We start from the raw sequence: 15,702 nt of genomic DNA, 5'->3' as shown, positions 1-15,702 counted from the left end.
TATCTTTTAATCTGCTTCATCCATCCAACACAGAATAATTGCTTCAAGGATTTTTTCGTTTGATCGGTTTGGATCGTCGTCAAAATCCTCTAGCTCGCAAATCCAACGGTGCAGGTCGGTAAAACGCACTGTTTTTGGGTCTGTATCCGGATATAAATCACAAAGCTCAATCGCGATATCTCGCGAGTCAGTCCATTTCAAGCTCATATCTCTTCCCTATTAATGATCTTCAGCCGCGTGGTTTAAGGTGTATTTCGGAATCTCAACAACCAAGTCTTCATCTGCAATAACAGCCTGACAACCAAGACGAGATTCAGGCTCTAGCCCCCACGCTTTGTCTAGCATGTCGTCTTCCAGTTCATCACTCTCATCCAGTGAATCAAAACCTTCGCGAATCACAACATGACATGTTGTACATGCACAGGATTTTTCACACGCGTGCTCAATTCCAATTCCGTTTTTAAGTGCGACATCTAATACAGACTGACCAGTTTGTCCTTCTAATACCGCACCTTCTGGGCAAAGATCTTCATGAGGTAAAACAATAATCTTAGGCATTTTAAATTCTCAAACTTCTTCTGTTAAATGTCATCAACCGACTGACCAGATAAGGCAGTACGGATGGATTTGTCCATGCGTCGTGACGCAAATTCCTGGCTGGCTTTATCAGTATCCTTGATGCCTTGCTCAATCGCGTCGGCATTATCGCCGTTTCGAAGCGCAATCAATGCTTCGATGGATTTCAGTAGCACTTGCTGTTCTTCTTCAGACAACAGCTCGTCACCATCTGCTTGCATAGCAGCGACCAAACCTTCAATTACTCTGTCTGCTTCTACACGTTGCTCTGCCAGGGCACGAGCTTGCATGTCTTCTCTAGCATAGGTCATGGAATCTTTGAGCATGCCAGCGACTTCATCATCACTCAGACCATAAGAAGGTTTCACTTGGATTTCTGCCTGAACACCCGTGCTTTTTTCCATTGCAGTAACAGAGAGCAAGCCATCCGCATCCACTTGATAGGTGACGCGAATATGCGCCGCACCTGCGGTCATAGGTGGGATACCTTTTAACGAGAATTTCGCCAGAGAGCGACAGTCGTCAATCAGTTCACGTTCGCCCTGCGCGACATGAACCAGCATGCCCGTCTGACCATCTTTGAAAGTAGTAAACTCTTGAGCGCGAGCGACAGGGATCGTGGTATTTCTTGGAATGATCTTCTCGACCAGACCTCCCATGGTTTCTATGCCCAATGACAGCGGAATGACATCCAACAACAGCATTTCAGAGTCCGGTTTGTTACCCGCTAAAATATCTGCCTGAATCGCAGCCCCAATGGCGACCACCTCATCGGGATTGATGCTTGTTAGTGGCTCGCGATGAAAAAACTCACCGACCATTTCACGAACGTATAAAGTTCGGGTTGAGCCACCCACCATCACGACTTCTTGAACTTCTTCCGCACTTACACCTGCATCTTTAAGGGCTCGGCGACATGAAAGCAAAGTCTTTTTCACTAGAGGATGAATCAACTCATTGAAGGTGTCACGAGATAGCGAACCTGTCCAAGAACCAAATTTAATCTCGGTAACGGTGGAATCAGACAAAGCAATTTTCGCCTGAGTTGCTACATCCAACAAAGCACGGTTTTCCTGGATCGATAGATCGCCTTGGTAGCCCGATTGCTCTTTGATGTAGTCAGCGATGATATGATCGAAATCATCACCACCCAGAGCAGAGTCTCCGCCAGTGGCTAAGACTTCAAATACCCCTTTGGATAGACGTAGGATAGAGATATCAAACGTACCTCCTCCCAAGTCATAGACGGCAATAACCCCCTCTTGACCAGAATCCAATCCGTAAGCAATGGCTGCTGCGGTTGGTTCATTGAGAAGGCGCAGTACGTTTAATCCGGCTAACTTAGCCGCGTCTTTGGTGCCAGCACGCTGTGCATCATCAAAATACGCGGGTACTGTAATCACAACCCCAGTTAGCTCGCCACCCAAGGTTTCTTCAGCACGCTGACCGAGAGATTTCAAGATCTCAGATGACACTTGAATCGGGTTGACGTTACCTTGATCAGTTTCAATTACTGGCAAACCATTTTCGCTGGCTGTGAATTGATAAGGTAAAGATGGATAACGGTTTTGAATATCTTCCAGAGAACGACCAATTAGGCGTTTGGCGGATATGATGGTTTGTTTTGGGTCAGACTGTGCATGCTCACGTGCAGCAGCTCCGACGACAGGATTCTCAGAGCCATAATACACAACCGAAGGCAGAATGCTTTCACCCTGCGTATCCACTAGCGGCTTGGCGGTTCCACTTCGAACCGATGCCACCAGTGAATTGGTTGTACCGAGATCAATCCCCGCTGCGAGCTTATGCTCGTGAGGCGCGGAGCTTTGACCTGGCTCTGCAATTTGAAGTAATGCCATTGAAATTCCTTTATTATGCGAACAACTTTTCTTCCAGTTGCTCTATCTCATTTTGTAATTTGGCAATAAATTTTAGCTTACGAATACCATTCGCAGCATTTTCCAGTGCTTCTTCAGTCAGTGACTGAACCATCTCATCTAAGTGAGATTGATACAGTTTACTGACCTTTTTTTCAAAATCGAACAGCTCGGACTCTGGATCAGATGAAGACTCGATCTCTTCCAATGCTTCCCTCAGTTCCATTTGCTCCATTAGGAACATCGGGTCTTGCATGGTGTTTTGCTCGTTGCGAATATCTACCCCTTTAAGGGACAAAAGATACTCTGCGCGAGAGATGGGTTGCTTTAAAACTTGAAATGCATCGTTTATTTGAGCGGCTTTCTGAACCGCCATAAGGCGATCGCGTTCAGACGAGGTCGCAAATTTATCAGGATGAAATTGACGCTGAAGTTCTCTAAATTGGGTGGACAACGTGGTGACATCGAGATCAAATTGGCGAGAAATGCCAAACAATTCAAAATGATCCATTATCTGTCTCTCAATAATATTGGGCAAAATTCAAGACGGGTGGAAAGTACAAAACGCAGCCTTCACTGCGTTTTTGTTCATTTTATTTATTGATGTTTGCGATCAAACATTAAAGCTTTCACCACAACCACATTCGCTCTTCACATTAGGGTTGTTAAACTGGAAGCCTTCGTTCAAACCTTCTTTGACAAAATCCAACTCAGTTCCATCAAGATAAACCAAGCTTTTCGGGTCAATGATGATTTTCACATTGTCTTGTTCGAAGATTTCATCTTCGTCATTCAATACATCAACAAATTCGAGAACATATGCCATTCCTGAACAACCTGTGGTTTTTACCCCAAGTCTCAAACCGATACCTTTGCCTCGGTTATCAAGAAATGCTCTGACCCGGCTTGTTGCCGCTTCTGTCATGGTAATGGCCATACTGCACCCTGCTTACATTAGTGAATTTAAGACAGGAGAGAGCTTTTCTCTCCTGCTTTAACTTTAGGAGTCGTGTTTCTTTTTGTAATCAGAAACAGCGGCTTTGATTGCATCTTCTGCCAGAATTGAGCAGTGAACTTTTACTGGTGGTAATTCAAGCTCTTCTGCAATTTCTGCATTTTTAATTGCTGCCGCTTCATCAATGCTTTTGCCTTTTACCCACTCTGTAACAAGAGAGCTGGAAGCAATCGCACTGCCGCATCCATAAGTCTTAAATTTCGCGTCTTCAATAATGCCTTCAGGGGACACTTTGATTTGCAGTTTCATTACGTCGCCACATGCTGGCGCGCCAACCATACCACTTCCGACAGATGGATCTTCTTTGTCAAATGAACCAACGTTGCGTGGGTTTTCGTAGTGATCAATAACTTTTTCGCTGTATGCCATAATCTTTTACCTCGAATCCTCTATATTCCTTAGATTAGTGGTGCGCCCACTCAACCGTACTCAAATCAACACCTTCTTTGTACATATCCCATAGAGGAGACATGTTGCGCAGTTTATCTACTGCTACGCGAATTTTTTCGACGGCGTAATCCACTTCTTCTTCTGTCGTAAAACGACCAAATGAGAAACGGATAGAACTATGAGCCAGTTCATCATCCAGACCTAACGCACGTAAAACGTATGAAGGCTCTAGGCTTGCAGACGTACACGCAGAGCCAGAAGACACAGCCAGATCTTTTAATGCCATCAGCAGTGATTCACCTTCTACAAAGGCAAAGCTGATGTTCAGGTTGTGAGGAACACGTTGGTCAAGGTCACCATTAACGGTTAACGCTTCCATTCCTTCTAAACCTTTTAACATGCGATCGCGCAGGGCTTTAGCATGTTCAAAGTCTTTCTGCATATCTTCTTTAGCGATGCGGAACGCTTCGCCCATACCAACGATTTGGTGTGTTGGCAATGTACCTGAACGGAATCCACGCTCGTGACCGCCACCGTGCATTTGTGCTTCTAAACGAATGCGTGGTTTACGACGAACGTAAAGTGCACCAATACCTTTTGGTCCATAAGCTTTGTGAGCCGACATCGAAATCAGGTCTACTTTCATTTCTTTTACATCTAGAGGCACTTTGCCTGCAGACTGAGCTGCATCAACGTGGAAGATGATTTTGCGCTCGCGGCAAAGCTCGCCGATCGCAGAAATGTCCTGAATAACGCCAATTTCGTTGTTAACGTGCATGATTGACACTAAAACTGTGTCTTCACGCATGGCTTCTTGAAGCTTGTTTAAGTCGATGATGCCGTTGGATTCTGGCTCAAGGTAAGTCACTTCATAACCTTCGCGCTCAAGTTGGCGACAAGGGTCTAAAACCGCTTTGTGCTCGGTCTTACAAGTGATGACGTGTTTGCCTTTTTTACCGTAAAAGTGCGCTGCACCTTTTATCGCTAGGTTGTCTGATTCGGTTGCACCTGAGGTAAAGACAATTTCTCTCGGGTCAGCATTAAGTAGTTCAGCGATTTGCTCACGAGCAGTATCTACTGCTTCTTCTGCCTGCCAGCCATAACGATGCGAACGAGATGCCGGGTTACCGAACGTCCCGTCCATCGTCATGTACTGAACCATTTTCTCAGCAACGCGAGAATCAACTGGGCATGTTGCTGAATAATCAAAATAAATAGGCAGTTTCATTCTTTACTCCAATGTAAGATAGTGCCGCTTTTAATAAGCGATCATTTTATTATCGATTAAGAGCGTGCGTTTACACCGATGGGAGCGGTGTTTGTATTTTTTTGTCCAAACCCATGGTTGAGCGCCAAGTCAATGTCCTGACGGTCAGATATTTCTAACACTTCATTATCAAGCATCAGCTCGCCAAGCGTGATGTTGTTAAGAAACTCACTAATTCTAGCACTTAAGTCACGCCAAAGTGTGTGAGTTAGGCAGCGAGAGCCACCTTGGCAGTCGGCTTTACCGCTGCATTTGGTTGCATCGACAGATTCGTCAACGGCTGAGATAACCATTCCGATTGCAATTTCATTCGCATCTGCACCTAGGCGGTAACCACCACCAGGACCACGAACGCTGGCAACCAGACCTGCTTTACGCAGTTTTGAAAACAGTTGTTCTAAGTAAGAAAGAGAAATTCCCTGGCGCTCTGAAATATCCGCCAGCGGGACTGGGCTCTCTTGCGAATGCAGAGCAACATCTAACATTGCTGTTACTGCATATCTTCCTTTTGATGTAAGTCTCATATCGCATCGTATCCACAGTAAGTTTGTGGATAGAAGTTTTCCATACCTGACTAAATTGGTCAAGTATTTATTTGACTAAAACAGTCAGGTATTTAACCACTGGAAAATTATGGTTATTTTACTTTGATATTTTCTTTTGTACGGAGGTCAAAATCCCTCTCAAGATATTGATTTCTTGTGCTTCAGGTCGAGCTCTGGAGAATAAACGTCGAAGTTTATTCATCACCTGACCAGGGTTATCACTATCAATAAACTGGGTTTGAGTGATGACTTTTTCAAGATGCTCATAGAACATTTCCAACTCTTTATGCCTTGGATATTCTTCCTGCTCGGCTTTAGGATGGATACTTGCCTGCTCGTTTAAATGCGCGACTCTCACTTCGTAAGCGAGAGTTTGAACTGCCATAGCCAAATTCAATGAACTGTATTCTGGGTTTGCTGGAATACAGACATGATAATGACAGCGCTGAAGTTCTTCATTTGTCAGCCCGGTTCTTTCGCGTCCGAATACCAACGCCACAGGATGGCTTTTTCCTTCTTTGGCAAACAGCTCTCCACACTCTCGCGGCTCAAGCATTGGCCATTCCAGTGTGCGCGATCGAGCACTAGACCCGACGACCAAACCACAATCTTCTACGGCTTCTTCAAGGGTACTTACGATTTGGGCATTTAACGCTATTTCACTTGCTCCGGCCGCCAATGCAATAGCCTGAGAATCAACCTCACACTGTGGATCCACCAACACCATATTGGACAACCCCATCACTTTCATTGCGCGTGCTGCACTGCCTATGTTTCCTGAATGAGATGTGCCAACTAATACGACTTTTACTTGGTCTAACATGGTGTTTAGATACCCGCTATTGAAAAACCGCGAAATAGTATCACAACACCAATAAAAAGGTTATCTCAATCCAATGGAGGGGCTTGCTTTCAATCACACTGCCAGAATCCAATGTCAACGTAGGTTTCCACTCACCTCAAAAAGGGTAAAAAATAACCACTTCCTTTTTGTAGGAACTCTGATATACTCCCCGCCGCTTTATCGTTCTTTAACATCCGTTGGGAAATTTGTATGCATCCAATGCTTAACATTGCTATTCGCGCTGCGCGAAAAGCAGGCAATCACATTGCTAAATCACTAGAAAACGCTGACAAAATTGAGTCAACTCAGAAAGGCAGCAATGACTTTGTTACTAACGTAGACAAAGAAGCAGAAGCTCTAATCATCGATACCATCAAAAGCTCTTACCCTGAGCACTGTATCGTTGCTGAAGAAAATGGTCTTATCGAAGGTAAAGATAAAGACGTACAATGGATCATCGACCCACTGGATGGCACCACTAACTTCGTTAAAGGTCTACCACACTTCTCTGTTTCCATCGCCGTTCGTATGAAAGGCAAAACAGAAGTGGCGTGCGTATACGACCCAATGCTTAACGAACTGTTCACTGCTCAACGCGGTGCAGGCGCACAACTCAATAACGCACGTATCCGTGTTCCTCAATTGAAAGATCTTCAAGGCGCAGTTCTGGCAACAGGCTTCCCATTCAAGCAAAAGCAGCACTCTGAATCTTACATGAAGATTGTATCTGCACTGTTTGTTGAATGTGCAGACTTCCGCCGCACTGGTAGTGCAGCACTTGACCTATGCTACTTAGCTGCTGGTCGTGTAGACGGCTTCTTTGAGTTAGGTTTGAAACCATGGGATATGGCGGCAGGTGAGCTGATTGCTCGTGAAGCTGGCGCGATTCTTACGGACTTCTCTGGTGGCACTAACTACATGCAATCAGGCAATATTGTTGGCTCTAGCCCACGCGGTGTTAAATCAATTCTAAAACACATCCGCGAAAACGGTAATGAAGCTATCCTGAAGTAATTTTTACTGTCACACCCTGAATAAAACGCCCGGTTACTATGAAGTGACCGGGCGTTTTTTATTTGGGGAACAACCTAAATTGCGAATTACGAAGCCTGCATCTAAATACTTGCGGGTTGAGTTGAATCCTTGGCTTGTTCTGCTTTCAGTTCACTGTAGATATTGCCCAGTTCCATATAGGAATATCTGTGTTCTACAAACTCGTACACGTTAAAAGAAAGCGCCAGTTTGTAAAGTGAGATAGCGTTACCGTAGTCTCCCTGAAGCTGGTAGCGCTTAGCCAGGTAGAAATAGGTTTCCGTTAAACGCTGCGATAACAGTTCGTTATCGTTGGTAGCACTAACAATTGCCTTAAGAGCCCGTTCTTCTGATATTTGCTCTAGCATTAAAGCAACCATCAACCACCCCCAACGCTCACTTCTCTGCTCGTAGCGAGTCATCAGTTTTTCTTTCGCTGCTTCAGCATCAACTTCACGCTCTATCAGATACAACCACAGCGCTCGAAACGGATCTTCTGGGTCATCGTCATAGTGCGTTGACATTTCTTCCAACGCTAACTCGAACCTTGAGCCATAGTACAAGGCAATAGCACGGTTTCTTTCTGCGTATTGGTTGCTTGGGTCAAGCTCAAGTGTGGAATCAAAAGCATCGTAAGCGGCGTCAAATTCACGTTTTTCAGTGAAGTAAACACCAAGAAGGTTATACACATCTGGCTGACGTGGATTGATGTTTAAAGAGCGCTCAAAATCAAGACGTGCTAGATCGCGTAACCCTACGCTATCGTAGTAGTTACCTCGCTCATAAAACATCTTAGCGCGGACTTCTTCCTTAAGATCCTGTCTTTGCAGAAGCTGAGTTAATCGCGCAATCTGCACTTCCTGCTGAATACTTGGTTGGAGCGGCACCGCCATGGGTGGGTATAGCCACTGGTTTTGGTTGGATGCACACCCTGTCAGTACCAGAGCCGATACAATCCCGACCATTTTTAACCATTTTGCCAAACTGATTCTCCTTAATTCGCGTCAATACTGAGCAGTTATAAAAGTGCTCGTTATATAGTAACCAATACTGAAAAATTTGACGCTTTGTACCTGTTCCCTATAGCAAAAAGGGGAGCCTTAGCTCCCCTTTATAACACGCTTTAATTCAAATGCGTATGCTTGACGCGTTATTCCGCGCTTGGCTCCTCACTTGATGGTGCTTCTTCAGTTTTTTCAACTGCTTCTTTCATACTTAGGCGGATACGGTTTTGGCGATCGATTTCAAGTACCTTAACCTTCACTTCCTGACCTTCAGAAAGGTGATCTGCCACTTTCTCGATACGCTTGTCAGCGATTTGAGAAATGTGTACCAGACCTTCTTTACCACCAAGAACAGCAACGAATGCACCGAAGTCTACGATACGAGTCACTTTACCTGTGTAGATGGTGCCTACTTCAACTTCTGCCGTGATCTCTTCGATACGACGAATCGCTTCTTTAGCAGCTGTACCTTCAGTTGCAGCAATCTTGATTGTACCGTCGTCTTCGATTTCGATGGTTGTGCCAGTTTCTTCAGTCAGAGCACGGATAACTGCACCACCTTTACCGATAACGTCTTTGATCTTGTCTGCGTTGATCTTCATGGTGTGGATACGAGGAGCAAACTCAGAGATATCTTCGCGAGCACCTGAAATCGCCTGATCCATCACAGAGAGGATGTGCTTACGCGCACCTTGTGCTTGGTTAAGCGCGATTTGCATGATTTCTTTAGTGATACCTTCGATCTTGATATCCATTTGTAGCGCAGTGATACCTTCGTTAGTACCTGCTACTTTAAAGTCCATGTCACCTAGGTGGTCTTCGTCACCTAAGATGTCGGAAAGAACTACGAAGTCGTCGCCTTCTTTCACAAGACCCATTGCAATACCTGCAACAGAAGACTTAATTGGTACACCAGCATCCATAAGTGCCAGAGACGTACCACATACAGAAGCCATTGAAGATGAACCGTTAGATTCCGTGATTTCCGATACAACACGTACTGTGTATGGGAACTCATCAACAGAAGGCATTACCGCAGCGATACCGCGCTTAGCCAGCTTACCGTGACCAATTTCACGACGCTTAGGAGAACCAACGAAGCCTGTTTCGCCTACACAGTATGGAGGGAAATTGTAGTGTAGAAGGAAGTGATCTTTCTTCTCACCCGTCAGCTCATCGATGATTTGAGCATCACGCTGTGTACCAAGAGTCGCTGTTACCAGCGCCTGAGTTTCACCACGGGTAAATAGTGAAGAACCGTGAGTACGTGGAAGTACACCAGTTTGTACGTCTAGTGCACGAACCATGTCTTTCTCACGACCATCGATACGTGGGTTACCCGCAATAATGCGGCTACGTACAACATTCTTCTCAAGAGAGCCTAGCATGCCGCGGATTTCGCGCTCATCCAGTTCTTCGTCTTGTGCAAGAAGAGCTTCTACCACTTCGTTCTTGATAGTACCTACTTGCTCGTAGCGCGCCATTTTTTCAGTGATTTGGTACGCTTCTTCGAAACGAGAAACAGCCAGTTCAGCAACGCGAGCTTTAAGCTCTGTGTTTTCTGCAGGCGCTTCCCATTCCCAAGCTGGAGTTGCTACTTCAGCAGCAAACTCTTTAATTGCTGTGATCACAGCTTGCTGTTGATCGTGACCGTAAACAACCGCAGATAGCATTTCTTCTTCTGTCAGGTTGTCTGCTTCAGACTCAACCATTAGTACTGCATTGTCAGTACCTGCTACAACTAGGTCAAGCTTAGAGCTTTCCAGTTCTGTGTTGCTTGGGTTTAGCACAAGTTGACCATCAATATGACCAACACGAGCCGCACCGATTGGACCGTTGAACGGGATACCAGAGATAGCAAGTGCAGCAGAAGTACCAATCATAGTTGGGATGTCTGGCTGAACATCAGGGTTTACAGACATAACAGTCGCGATAACCTGAACTTCGTTTTTGAATGCATCTGGGAATAGAGGACGGATAGGACGGTCGATAAGACGAGCTGTCAGTGTTTCGCCTTCAGATGGACGACCTTCACGCTTGAAGAAACCACCTGGGATTTTACCAGCGGCGTAGGTACGCTCTTGGTAGTTTACTGTAAGAGGGAAGAAGTCCTGACCTTCAACCGCTTCTTTTTTACCTACAACAGAAACAAATACCGCTGTATCGTCCATGTTGACCATAACTGCTGCTGTCGCTTGACGTGCGATAGCACCAGTTTCAATAGTTACGGTGTGGTTACCGTATTGAAACGTTTTTACGATTGGATTCACGTAAATTCCTTAGCTTTGAGTTTTTCAAAGTTGTTGTTTTGAATTAAACACAACAGCGCTTTACCAATCGCGACTAATGAAAAGAATTCGCCCGAATTGTTTTCATTAGCCGCGACCTTTATGGTCGACATCGGTGACTGTAAAGCTGCTTTGTGTGACTGGCAGAAGCCAAATCCGCAGTAGTATAAACTACTTATTGGAAAATGTCTTAAACACCATTCGGTAGGCACAAAAAAAGGAGCCGAAGCTCCTTTTTTCAAACAAACTGATCTTAGCGACGTAGGCCTAGACGTTTGATTAGGTCTTGGTAACGCTCTAGGTTTTTACCTTTAAGGTAGTCTAGAAGCTTACGACGACGAGAAACCATACGTAGAAGACCGCGACGGCTGTGGTGGTCTTGCTTGTGCGCTTTGAAGTGACCTTGTAGGTGGTTGATAGAAGCAGTCAGTAGAGCTACTTGTACTTCTGGTGAACCAGTGTCGCCTTCAGATTGTGCGTATTCAGCAACGATTGCTGCTTTAGTTTCTGCATTCAGAGACATAATTCTCTCCTAATAAGAGTTAAAGTTAAAACTGTGCCAGCCAATCTCTGATTCAGCCGACACGCGAAGCGCGCATTATACGGGGTGTATTTTGTAAACACAAGCGAACAGAATTAAAACTCTAAAAACAAAACCGAAGCGTAAGGCTTCGGTTTCAATTTAGCAGGGTTCTGACGTTACTCTTCGTCTCTAAAGACCACTAAACGCTTGGGTGCCACTTTGCCATCATCGTCGATTTCACCTACGCCAATAAACAATTTTTCGTCACCACTTGTCATGCGAACCGTACCTTCGATCGGTGCACCAAACACCTGAACAGGCTGACCATGCTGAACCATGTGCGTCAGTTCTGCGTTGAGATTGACCTCTGGTAAACCTTCAACAGCGGTATCCATTGGCAACAACAATACATCAAGTAACTCTTTTGGTGGCAAACCTTGATCGTTGGCATGCTCAAGAAGCTCGTTCAGTTGCTCCAGTGTTACCATGCGCTCATAAGGGTAATTGGCAACACCAGTTCGACGCAGATACGTTACGTGTGCTCCGCAACCGAGCATCTCACCCAGGTCATCGGTAATCGTTCGAATGTACGTCCCTTTAGAGCAGTGGACTTCCATTTCGACTTCATCGCCTTCAAATCGAAGCAGCTCAATGGAGTAGACTGTGATTTTACGAGATTCACGAGGTACTTCAATACCTTCACGAGCGTACTCGTATAGCGGGCGACCCTGGTATTTCAACGCCGAGAACATCGAAGGAATTTGGTCCGTCGTGCCTTTGAATTTCTCAATGCATTCAAGAAGCTGTTCTTCGGTGACATTCACATCGCGAGTTTCAACAACTTCGCCATCTGAATCCGAAGTATTGGTACGCTCACCCAGTTTGGCTATCACCACATACCGTTTATCTGAATCCAAAAGGAATTGCGAAAACTTGGTCGCTTCGCCCAGACAAATCGGCAACATGCCTGTTGCTAGCGGATCTAAAGCCCCTGTGTGCCCAGCCTTTTCAGCGAAATAGATACGCTTTACTTTTTGCAGCGCATCGTTCGATGAAATGCCCGTCGGCTTATCGAGAAGAACGACGCCGTTAACCGGACGTCCTTTACGACGACGTCCCATTATTCTTCGTCTCCACGACCTGCATCTTCTTTCTTCTGCTTGTCTTTGCTAACCACTTCACTCACAAGGTTGGACATACGCATACCTTCAACCAGTGTGTTGTCGTAAGTAAAACGAACTTCTGGAGTCAGGCGAAGACGAATACGCTTACCTAGCATCATACGAATTTGAACTTCGTGTTCTTTCAACGCTGCAAGGCTGCTTTCTGGGGTTTGCTCACCCACACATAGGAAAGTCACAAATACTTTTGCATAAGCCAGATCACGAGACACTTCAACGTCGGAGATGGTCACCATACCAATGCGTGAATCACGAACTTCACGTTGCAAAATGAGCGCCAGTTCTTTTTGTAGTTGCTGCGACACGCGCTGCGTGCGGCTAAATTCTTTTGACATTTCTTTTCTCACTATAGAAAGAATGGGGGGCAAAGGCCCCCCATGGTGTATTCAACAACCTTTGCAATCTATCAGATTGATATCATTGCAACTTTGTCAATTAGTCTAGAGTACGTTTCACTTCAACGATTTCGAATACTTCGATTTGATCGCCTACACGAACATCGTTGTAGTTCTTAACGCCGATACCACACTCGTAGCCGTTCTTAACTTCTTGAACGTCATCTTTGAAGCGGCGTAGAGATTCTAGCTCACCTTCGTAGATTACTACGTTGTCGCGTAGTACGCGGATTGGGTTGTTACGCTTGATAAGACCTTCAGTAACCATACAACCAGCGATTGCACCCAGTTTCGGCGACTTAAACACGTCACGTACTTCAGCAAGACCAATGATCTCTTGCTTGAATTCTGGAGCAAGCATACCGCCCATTGCTTGTTTCACTTCGTCAATCAATTGGTAAATGATTGAGTAGTAACGAAGGTCTAGGTTTTCAGTTTCAACAGTACGACGAGCAGAAGCATCAGCACGTACGTTAAAGCCTAGGATGATAGCGTTAGAAGCCGCTGCAAGTACTGCGTCAGTTTCTGTAATACCACCAACACCAGAACCTACGATGTTCACTTTCACTTCGTCAGTAGAAAGTTTACGTAGAGAATCTGCGATAGCTTCTACAGAGCCCTGTACGTCAGCTTTAAGAACAACGTTAAGCTCAGCCACTTCACCCGCAGACATGTTCGCAAACATGTTCTCCAGCTTCGCTTTCTGTTGACGAGCCAGTTTAACTTCACGGAATTTACCTTGACGGTAGTTCGCTACTTCACGTGCTTTACGCTCATCACGTACCACTGTTGCTTCGTCACCAGATGCAGGAACACCAGACAGACCCAAGATTTCTACTGGGATAGAAGGACCTGCCGTTGAGATCTCTTGACCGTTCTCATCGCGCATTGCACGAACACGACCGTATTCCTGACCACAAAGTACGATATCGCCTTTGTTTAGCGTACCAGACTGAACCAGTACAGTCGCAACAGGACCACGACCTTTATCCAGACGAGATTCTACGACTACGCCAGACGCCATGCCTTCTTCAACCGCTGTCAGTTCAAGAACTTCAGATTGCAGAAGAATGGTTTCTAGAAGACCTTCGATGTTAGTACCCTGTTTCGCAGAGATGTGAACGAACATGTTCTCACCGCCCCACTCTTCTGGGATAACGTCGTACTGTGCCAGCTCGTTTTTCACGTTGTCTGGGTTTGCGTCTTCTTTATCGATCTTGTTCACAGCAACAATCAGAGGTACTTCCGCCGCTTTCGCGTGCTGAATCGCTTCGATCGTCTGTGGCATTACGCCATCGTCTGCTGCTACAACAAGAACAACGATATCTGTCGCTTGAGCACCACGAGCACGCATTGCGGTAAACGCGGCGTGTCCAGGAGTATCAAGGAAAGTGATCATGCCGTTTTCAGTTTCAACGTGGTATGCACCGATGTGCTGGGTAATACCGCCCGCTTCACCTGAAGCAACGTGTGCTTTACGGATGTAGTCAAGTGTCGAAGTTTTACCGTGGTCAACGTGACCCATGATAGTAACAACTGGAGCACGAGGAACCGCTTCAGCGTTATTGTCACGATCAGACAGTACTGCTTCTTCCAATTCGTTTTCTTTGCGCAGGATAACTTTGTGACCCATTTCTTCTGCAACTAGCTGTGCAGTTTCTTGGTCGATTACCTGGTTGATGGTTGCCATTGCACCCATCTTCATCATCACTTTGATAACTTCAGTTGCTTTCACTGACATCTTGCTCGCCAGTTCAGAAACAACAATCGTCTCACCGATGACAACGTCAGATTTAGCAACAGAAGCACTCTTATCGAAGCCATGCTGCATGGAAGTTGGCTTAGCCAGCTTACCTTTCTTACCACCACGACCACCACGTTGGTTGCGATTGCCACCATTGCGGTTATTACCACGATCATCGTTGTTGGTAGAAGCTTTCTTCTTACGACGACGAGGAGCTTTCTCTTCGCTTTGGTCAGCTGCATCTTCAGCTTCGCGAGCAAATGTAGAAGTAGTAACGTGGTAGTCACCCTCTTCCATTGATTTCTCTTTCTTTTCAGCTTCTGACCAACGAGCTGCATTCTCTTCAGCTAGCTTACGGGCTTCTTCAACCAGTTTAGCCGCTTCAGCTTCTGCTTTACGCTGTGCTTCTTGTTCCTGACGGCGTTTTAGCTCATCAGCTTCTTGTTTTGCCTGCGAACTTAATTCCGCACTCTTTGTGTTCATTTCTTTCTTAGCCTTATCAGCTTGTACGCGCTTGGCTTTTTCTTCCGCTTCACGTTTAGCTGCTTCCTCAGCTTCTCGTTTGGCTTTCTCTTCAGCTTCGCGTTGTGCTTTCTCTGCAGCTTCACGTTTAGCTAGCTCTTCCGCTTCACGCTTCGCTAGCTCTTCAGCTTCACGTTTTGCTGCTTCCTCAGCTTCTCGCTTAGCTTCTTCGTCGATTGCACTGCGTTTTACGTACGTGCGCTTCTTACGCACCTCTACTTGAACATTTTTACTCTTACCGCCGCCCGCATTCACACTTAAAGTGCTGCGAGTCTTACGCTGGAGAGTCAAGCGCGTAGGCTCGGATTCCCCTGAGGTATCACCATGCTCTTTTTTCAAATGAGTGAGAAGCTTTTGCTTCTCATCGTCAGATACGGTATCTGTGCCCGCTTTTTTCATCCCAGCATCAGCAAGTTGCTCAATCAAGCGGTCAACTGGCGTACCAATCTCATCACTCAGTGCTTTAACCGTTAATTCTGTCATGCCACTTCCTCCTTGC

General features: G+C 45.7%; 16 protein-coding genes. 1 reads left to right on the top strand and 15 read right to left on the bottom strand.

What is annotated here, in order from left to right; translation table 11 throughout:
• Window positions 1–6 precede the first annotated feature (6 nt).
• The 9 genes from iscX to trmJ all read right to left on the bottom strand — a co-directional run bounded on the left by iscX (window position 7) and on the right by trmJ (window position 6,493).
• Entirely contained in the window at window positions 7–207 is a 201-nt protein-coding gene (iscX, locus tag RH89_RS11385; RefSeq protein WP_004401971.1) for a Fe-S cluster assembly protein IscX, read from the bottom strand.
• A 12-nt stretch (window positions 208–219) separates the two neighbouring features.
• Window positions 220–558 (bottom strand): ISC system 2Fe-2S type ferredoxin, encoded by a 339-nt coding sequence (gene fdx, locus RH89_RS11380; protein ID WP_004401970.1) that lies wholly within the window; start codon window positions 556–558, stop codon window positions 220–222.
• 23 nt (window positions 559–581) lie between these two features.
• Window positions 582–2,435, bottom strand: coding sequence for a Fe-S protein assembly chaperone HscA (gene hscA, locus RH89_RS11375; RefSeq protein WP_004401969.1), 1,854 nt, complete (start codon window positions 2,433–2,435; stop codon window positions 582–584).
• 13 nt (window positions 2,436–2,448) lie between these two features.
• Window positions 2,449–2,964: a co-chaperone HscB gene (gene hscB, locus RH89_RS11370; protein WP_004401968.1), complete on the bottom strand. Its 516-nt coding sequence runs from the start codon at window positions 2,962–2,964 to the stop codon at window positions 2,449–2,451.
• Between the two features lie 102 nt (window positions 2,965–3,066).
• The gene (gene iscA / locus RH89_RS11365; RefSeq protein ID WP_004401967.1) at window positions 3,067–3,390 is read right to left on the bottom strand and encodes an iron-sulfur cluster assembly protein IscA; all 324 of its coding nucleotides are present in this window, start codon (window positions 3,388–3,390) and stop codon (window positions 3,067–3,069) included.
• Between the two features lie 63 nt (window positions 3,391–3,453).
• Window positions 3,454–3,837 (bottom strand): Fe-S cluster assembly scaffold IscU, encoded by a 384-nt coding sequence (gene iscU, locus RH89_RS11360; protein WP_004401966.1) that lies wholly within the window; start codon window positions 3,835–3,837, stop codon window positions 3,454–3,456.
• A gap of 34 nt (window positions 3,838–3,871) precedes the next feature.
• On the bottom strand, window positions 3,872–5,086 hold the full coding sequence (locus tag RH89_RS11355; RefSeq protein WP_004401965.1) for an IscS subfamily cysteine desulfurase: 1,215 nt from the start codon (window positions 5,084–5,086) through the stop codon (window positions 3,872–3,874).
• Window positions 5,087–5,142: 56 nt separating this feature from the next.
• Window positions 5,143–5,649: a Fe-S cluster assembly transcriptional regulator IscR gene (gene iscR, locus RH89_RS11350; RefSeq protein WP_004401964.1), complete on the bottom strand. Its 507-nt coding sequence runs from the start codon at window positions 5,647–5,649 to the stop codon at window positions 5,143–5,145.
• Window positions 5,650–5,767: 118 nt separating this feature from the next.
• Complete coding sequence (trmJ, locus tag RH89_RS11345) at window positions 5,768–6,493, bottom strand: tRNA (cytosine(32)/uridine(32)-2'-O)-methyltransferase TrmJ (protein ID WP_004401963.1); 726 nt, start codon at window positions 6,491–6,493, stop codon at window positions 5,768–5,770.
• Between the two features lie 231 nt (window positions 6,494–6,724).
• Between trmJ and suhB the strand changes: the two genes are divergently transcribed.
• Window positions 6,725–7,528, top strand: coding sequence for an inositol-1-monophosphatase (suhB, locus tag RH89_RS11340; protein ID WP_004401962.1), 804 nt, complete (start codon window positions 6,725–6,727; stop codon window positions 7,526–7,528).
• Between the two features lie 101 nt (window positions 7,529–7,629).
• On the opposite strand, the gene nlpI is transcribed toward suhB, so the two are convergent.
• The 6 genes from nlpI to infB all read right to left on the bottom strand — a co-directional run bounded on the left by nlpI (window position 7,630) and on the right by infB (window position 15,686).
• Window positions 7,630–8,511, bottom strand: a complete 882-nt coding sequence (gene nlpI / locus RH89_RS11335) for a lipoprotein NlpI (RefSeq protein ID WP_038145606.1) — start codon at window positions 8,509–8,511, stop codon at window positions 7,630–7,632.
• 185 nt (window positions 8,512–8,696) lie between these two features.
• Window positions 8,697–10,820 carry a polyribonucleotide nucleotidyltransferase gene (gene pnp / locus RH89_RS11330; protein ID WP_004401960.1) on the bottom strand — a complete coding sequence of 708 codons (2,124 nt, stop codon included), beginning with the start codon at window positions 10,818–10,820 and terminating at the stop codon, window positions 8,697–8,699.
• Window positions 10,821–11,091: 271 nt separating this feature from the next.
• Entirely contained in the window at window positions 11,092–11,361 is a 270-nt protein-coding gene (gene rpsO / locus RH89_RS11325; protein ID WP_004401958.1) for a 30S ribosomal protein S15, read from the bottom strand.
• A gap of 176 nt (window positions 11,362–11,537) precedes the next feature.
• Window positions 11,538–12,482, bottom strand: a complete 945-nt coding sequence (truB, locus tag RH89_RS11320) for a tRNA pseudouridine(55) synthase TruB (RefSeq protein WP_004401957.1) — start codon at window positions 12,480–12,482, stop codon at window positions 11,538–11,540.
• Window positions 12,482–12,877, bottom strand: a complete 396-nt coding sequence (gene rbfA / locus RH89_RS11315; protein WP_004401956.1) for a 30S ribosome-binding factor RbfA — start codon at window positions 12,875–12,877, stop codon at window positions 12,482–12,484. The genes truB and rbfA overlap by 1 nt, the downstream gene beginning before the upstream one ends.
• Window positions 12,878–12,977: 100 nt before the next feature.
• Window positions 12,978–15,686, bottom strand: a complete 2,709-nt coding sequence (infB, locus tag RH89_RS11310; RefSeq protein ID WP_004401955.1) for a translation initiation factor IF-2 — start codon at window positions 15,684–15,686, stop codon at window positions 12,978–12,980.
• Between the last annotated feature and the right edge of the window lie 16 nt (window positions 15,687–15,702).

The organism is Vibrio nigripulchritudo ATCC 27043 (genome assembly GCF_000222685.1).
Lineage (GTDB): Bacteria > Pseudomonadota > Gammaproteobacteria > Enterobacterales > Vibrionaceae > Vibrio > Vibrio nigripulchritudo.
Note: the sequence above shows the minus strand (reverse complement) of the source record. Positions and strands in the feature narration are given on the sequence as shown.

What these genes read in the sequence shown, in the direction of transcription:
- iscX (WP_004401971.1), bottom strand. Translation starts at nt 207, where the DNA reads ATGAGCTTGAAATGGACTGACTCGCGAGATATCGCGATTGAGCTTTGT.
- fdx (WP_004401970.1), bottom strand. Translation starts at nt 558, where the DNA reads ATGCCTAAGATTATTGTTTTACCTCATGAAGATCTTTGCCCAGAAGGT.
- hscA (WP_004401969.1), bottom strand. Translation starts at nt 2,435, where the DNA reads ATGGCATTACTTCAAATTGCAGAGCCAGGTCAAAGCTCCGCGCCTCAC.
- hscB (WP_004401968.1), bottom strand. Translation starts at nt 2,964, where the DNA reads ATGGATCATTTTGAATTGTTTGGCATTTCTCGCCAATTTGATCTCGAT.
- iscA (WP_004401967.1), bottom strand. Translation starts at nt 3,390, where the DNA reads ATGGCCATTACCATGACAGAAGCGGCAACAAGCCGGGTCAGAGCATTT.
- iscU (WP_004401966.1), bottom strand. Translation starts at nt 3,837, where the DNA reads ATGGCATACAGCGAAAAAGTTATTGATCACTACGAAAACCCACGCAAC.
- RH89_RS11355 (WP_004401965.1), bottom strand. Translation starts at nt 5,086, where the DNA reads ATGAAACTGCCTATTTATTTTGATTATTCAGCAACATGCCCAGTTGAT.
- iscR (WP_004401964.1), bottom strand. Translation starts at nt 5,649, where the DNA reads ATGAGACTTACATCAAAAGGAAGATATGCAGTAACAGCAATGTTAGAT.
- trmJ (WP_004401963.1), bottom strand. Translation starts at nt 6,493, where the DNA reads ATGTTAGACCAAGTAAAAGTCGTATTAGTTGGCACATCTCATTCAGGA.
- suhB (WP_004401962.1), top strand. Translation starts at nt 6,725, where the DNA reads ATGCATCCAATGCTTAACATTGCTATTCGCGCTGCGCGAAAAGCAGGC.
- nlpI (WP_038145606.1), bottom strand. Translation starts at nt 8,511, where the DNA reads ATGGTCGGGATTGTATCGGCTCTGGTACTGACAGGGTGTGCATCCAAC.
- rpsO (WP_004401958.1), bottom strand. Translation starts at nt 11,361, where the DNA reads ATGTCTCTGAATGCAGAAACTAAAGCAGCAATCGTTGCTGAATACGCA.
- truB (WP_004401957.1), bottom strand. Translation starts at nt 12,482, where the DNA reads ATGGGACGTCGTCGTAAAGGACGTCCGGTTAACGGCGTCGTTCTTCTC.
- rbfA (WP_004401956.1), bottom strand. Translation starts at nt 12,877, where the DNA reads ATGTCAAAAGAATTTAGCCGCACGCAGCGCGTGTCGCAGCAACTACAA.
- infB (WP_004401955.1), bottom strand. Translation starts at nt 15,686, where the DNA reads ATGACAGAATTAACGGTTAAAGCACTGAGTGATGAGATTGGTACGCCA.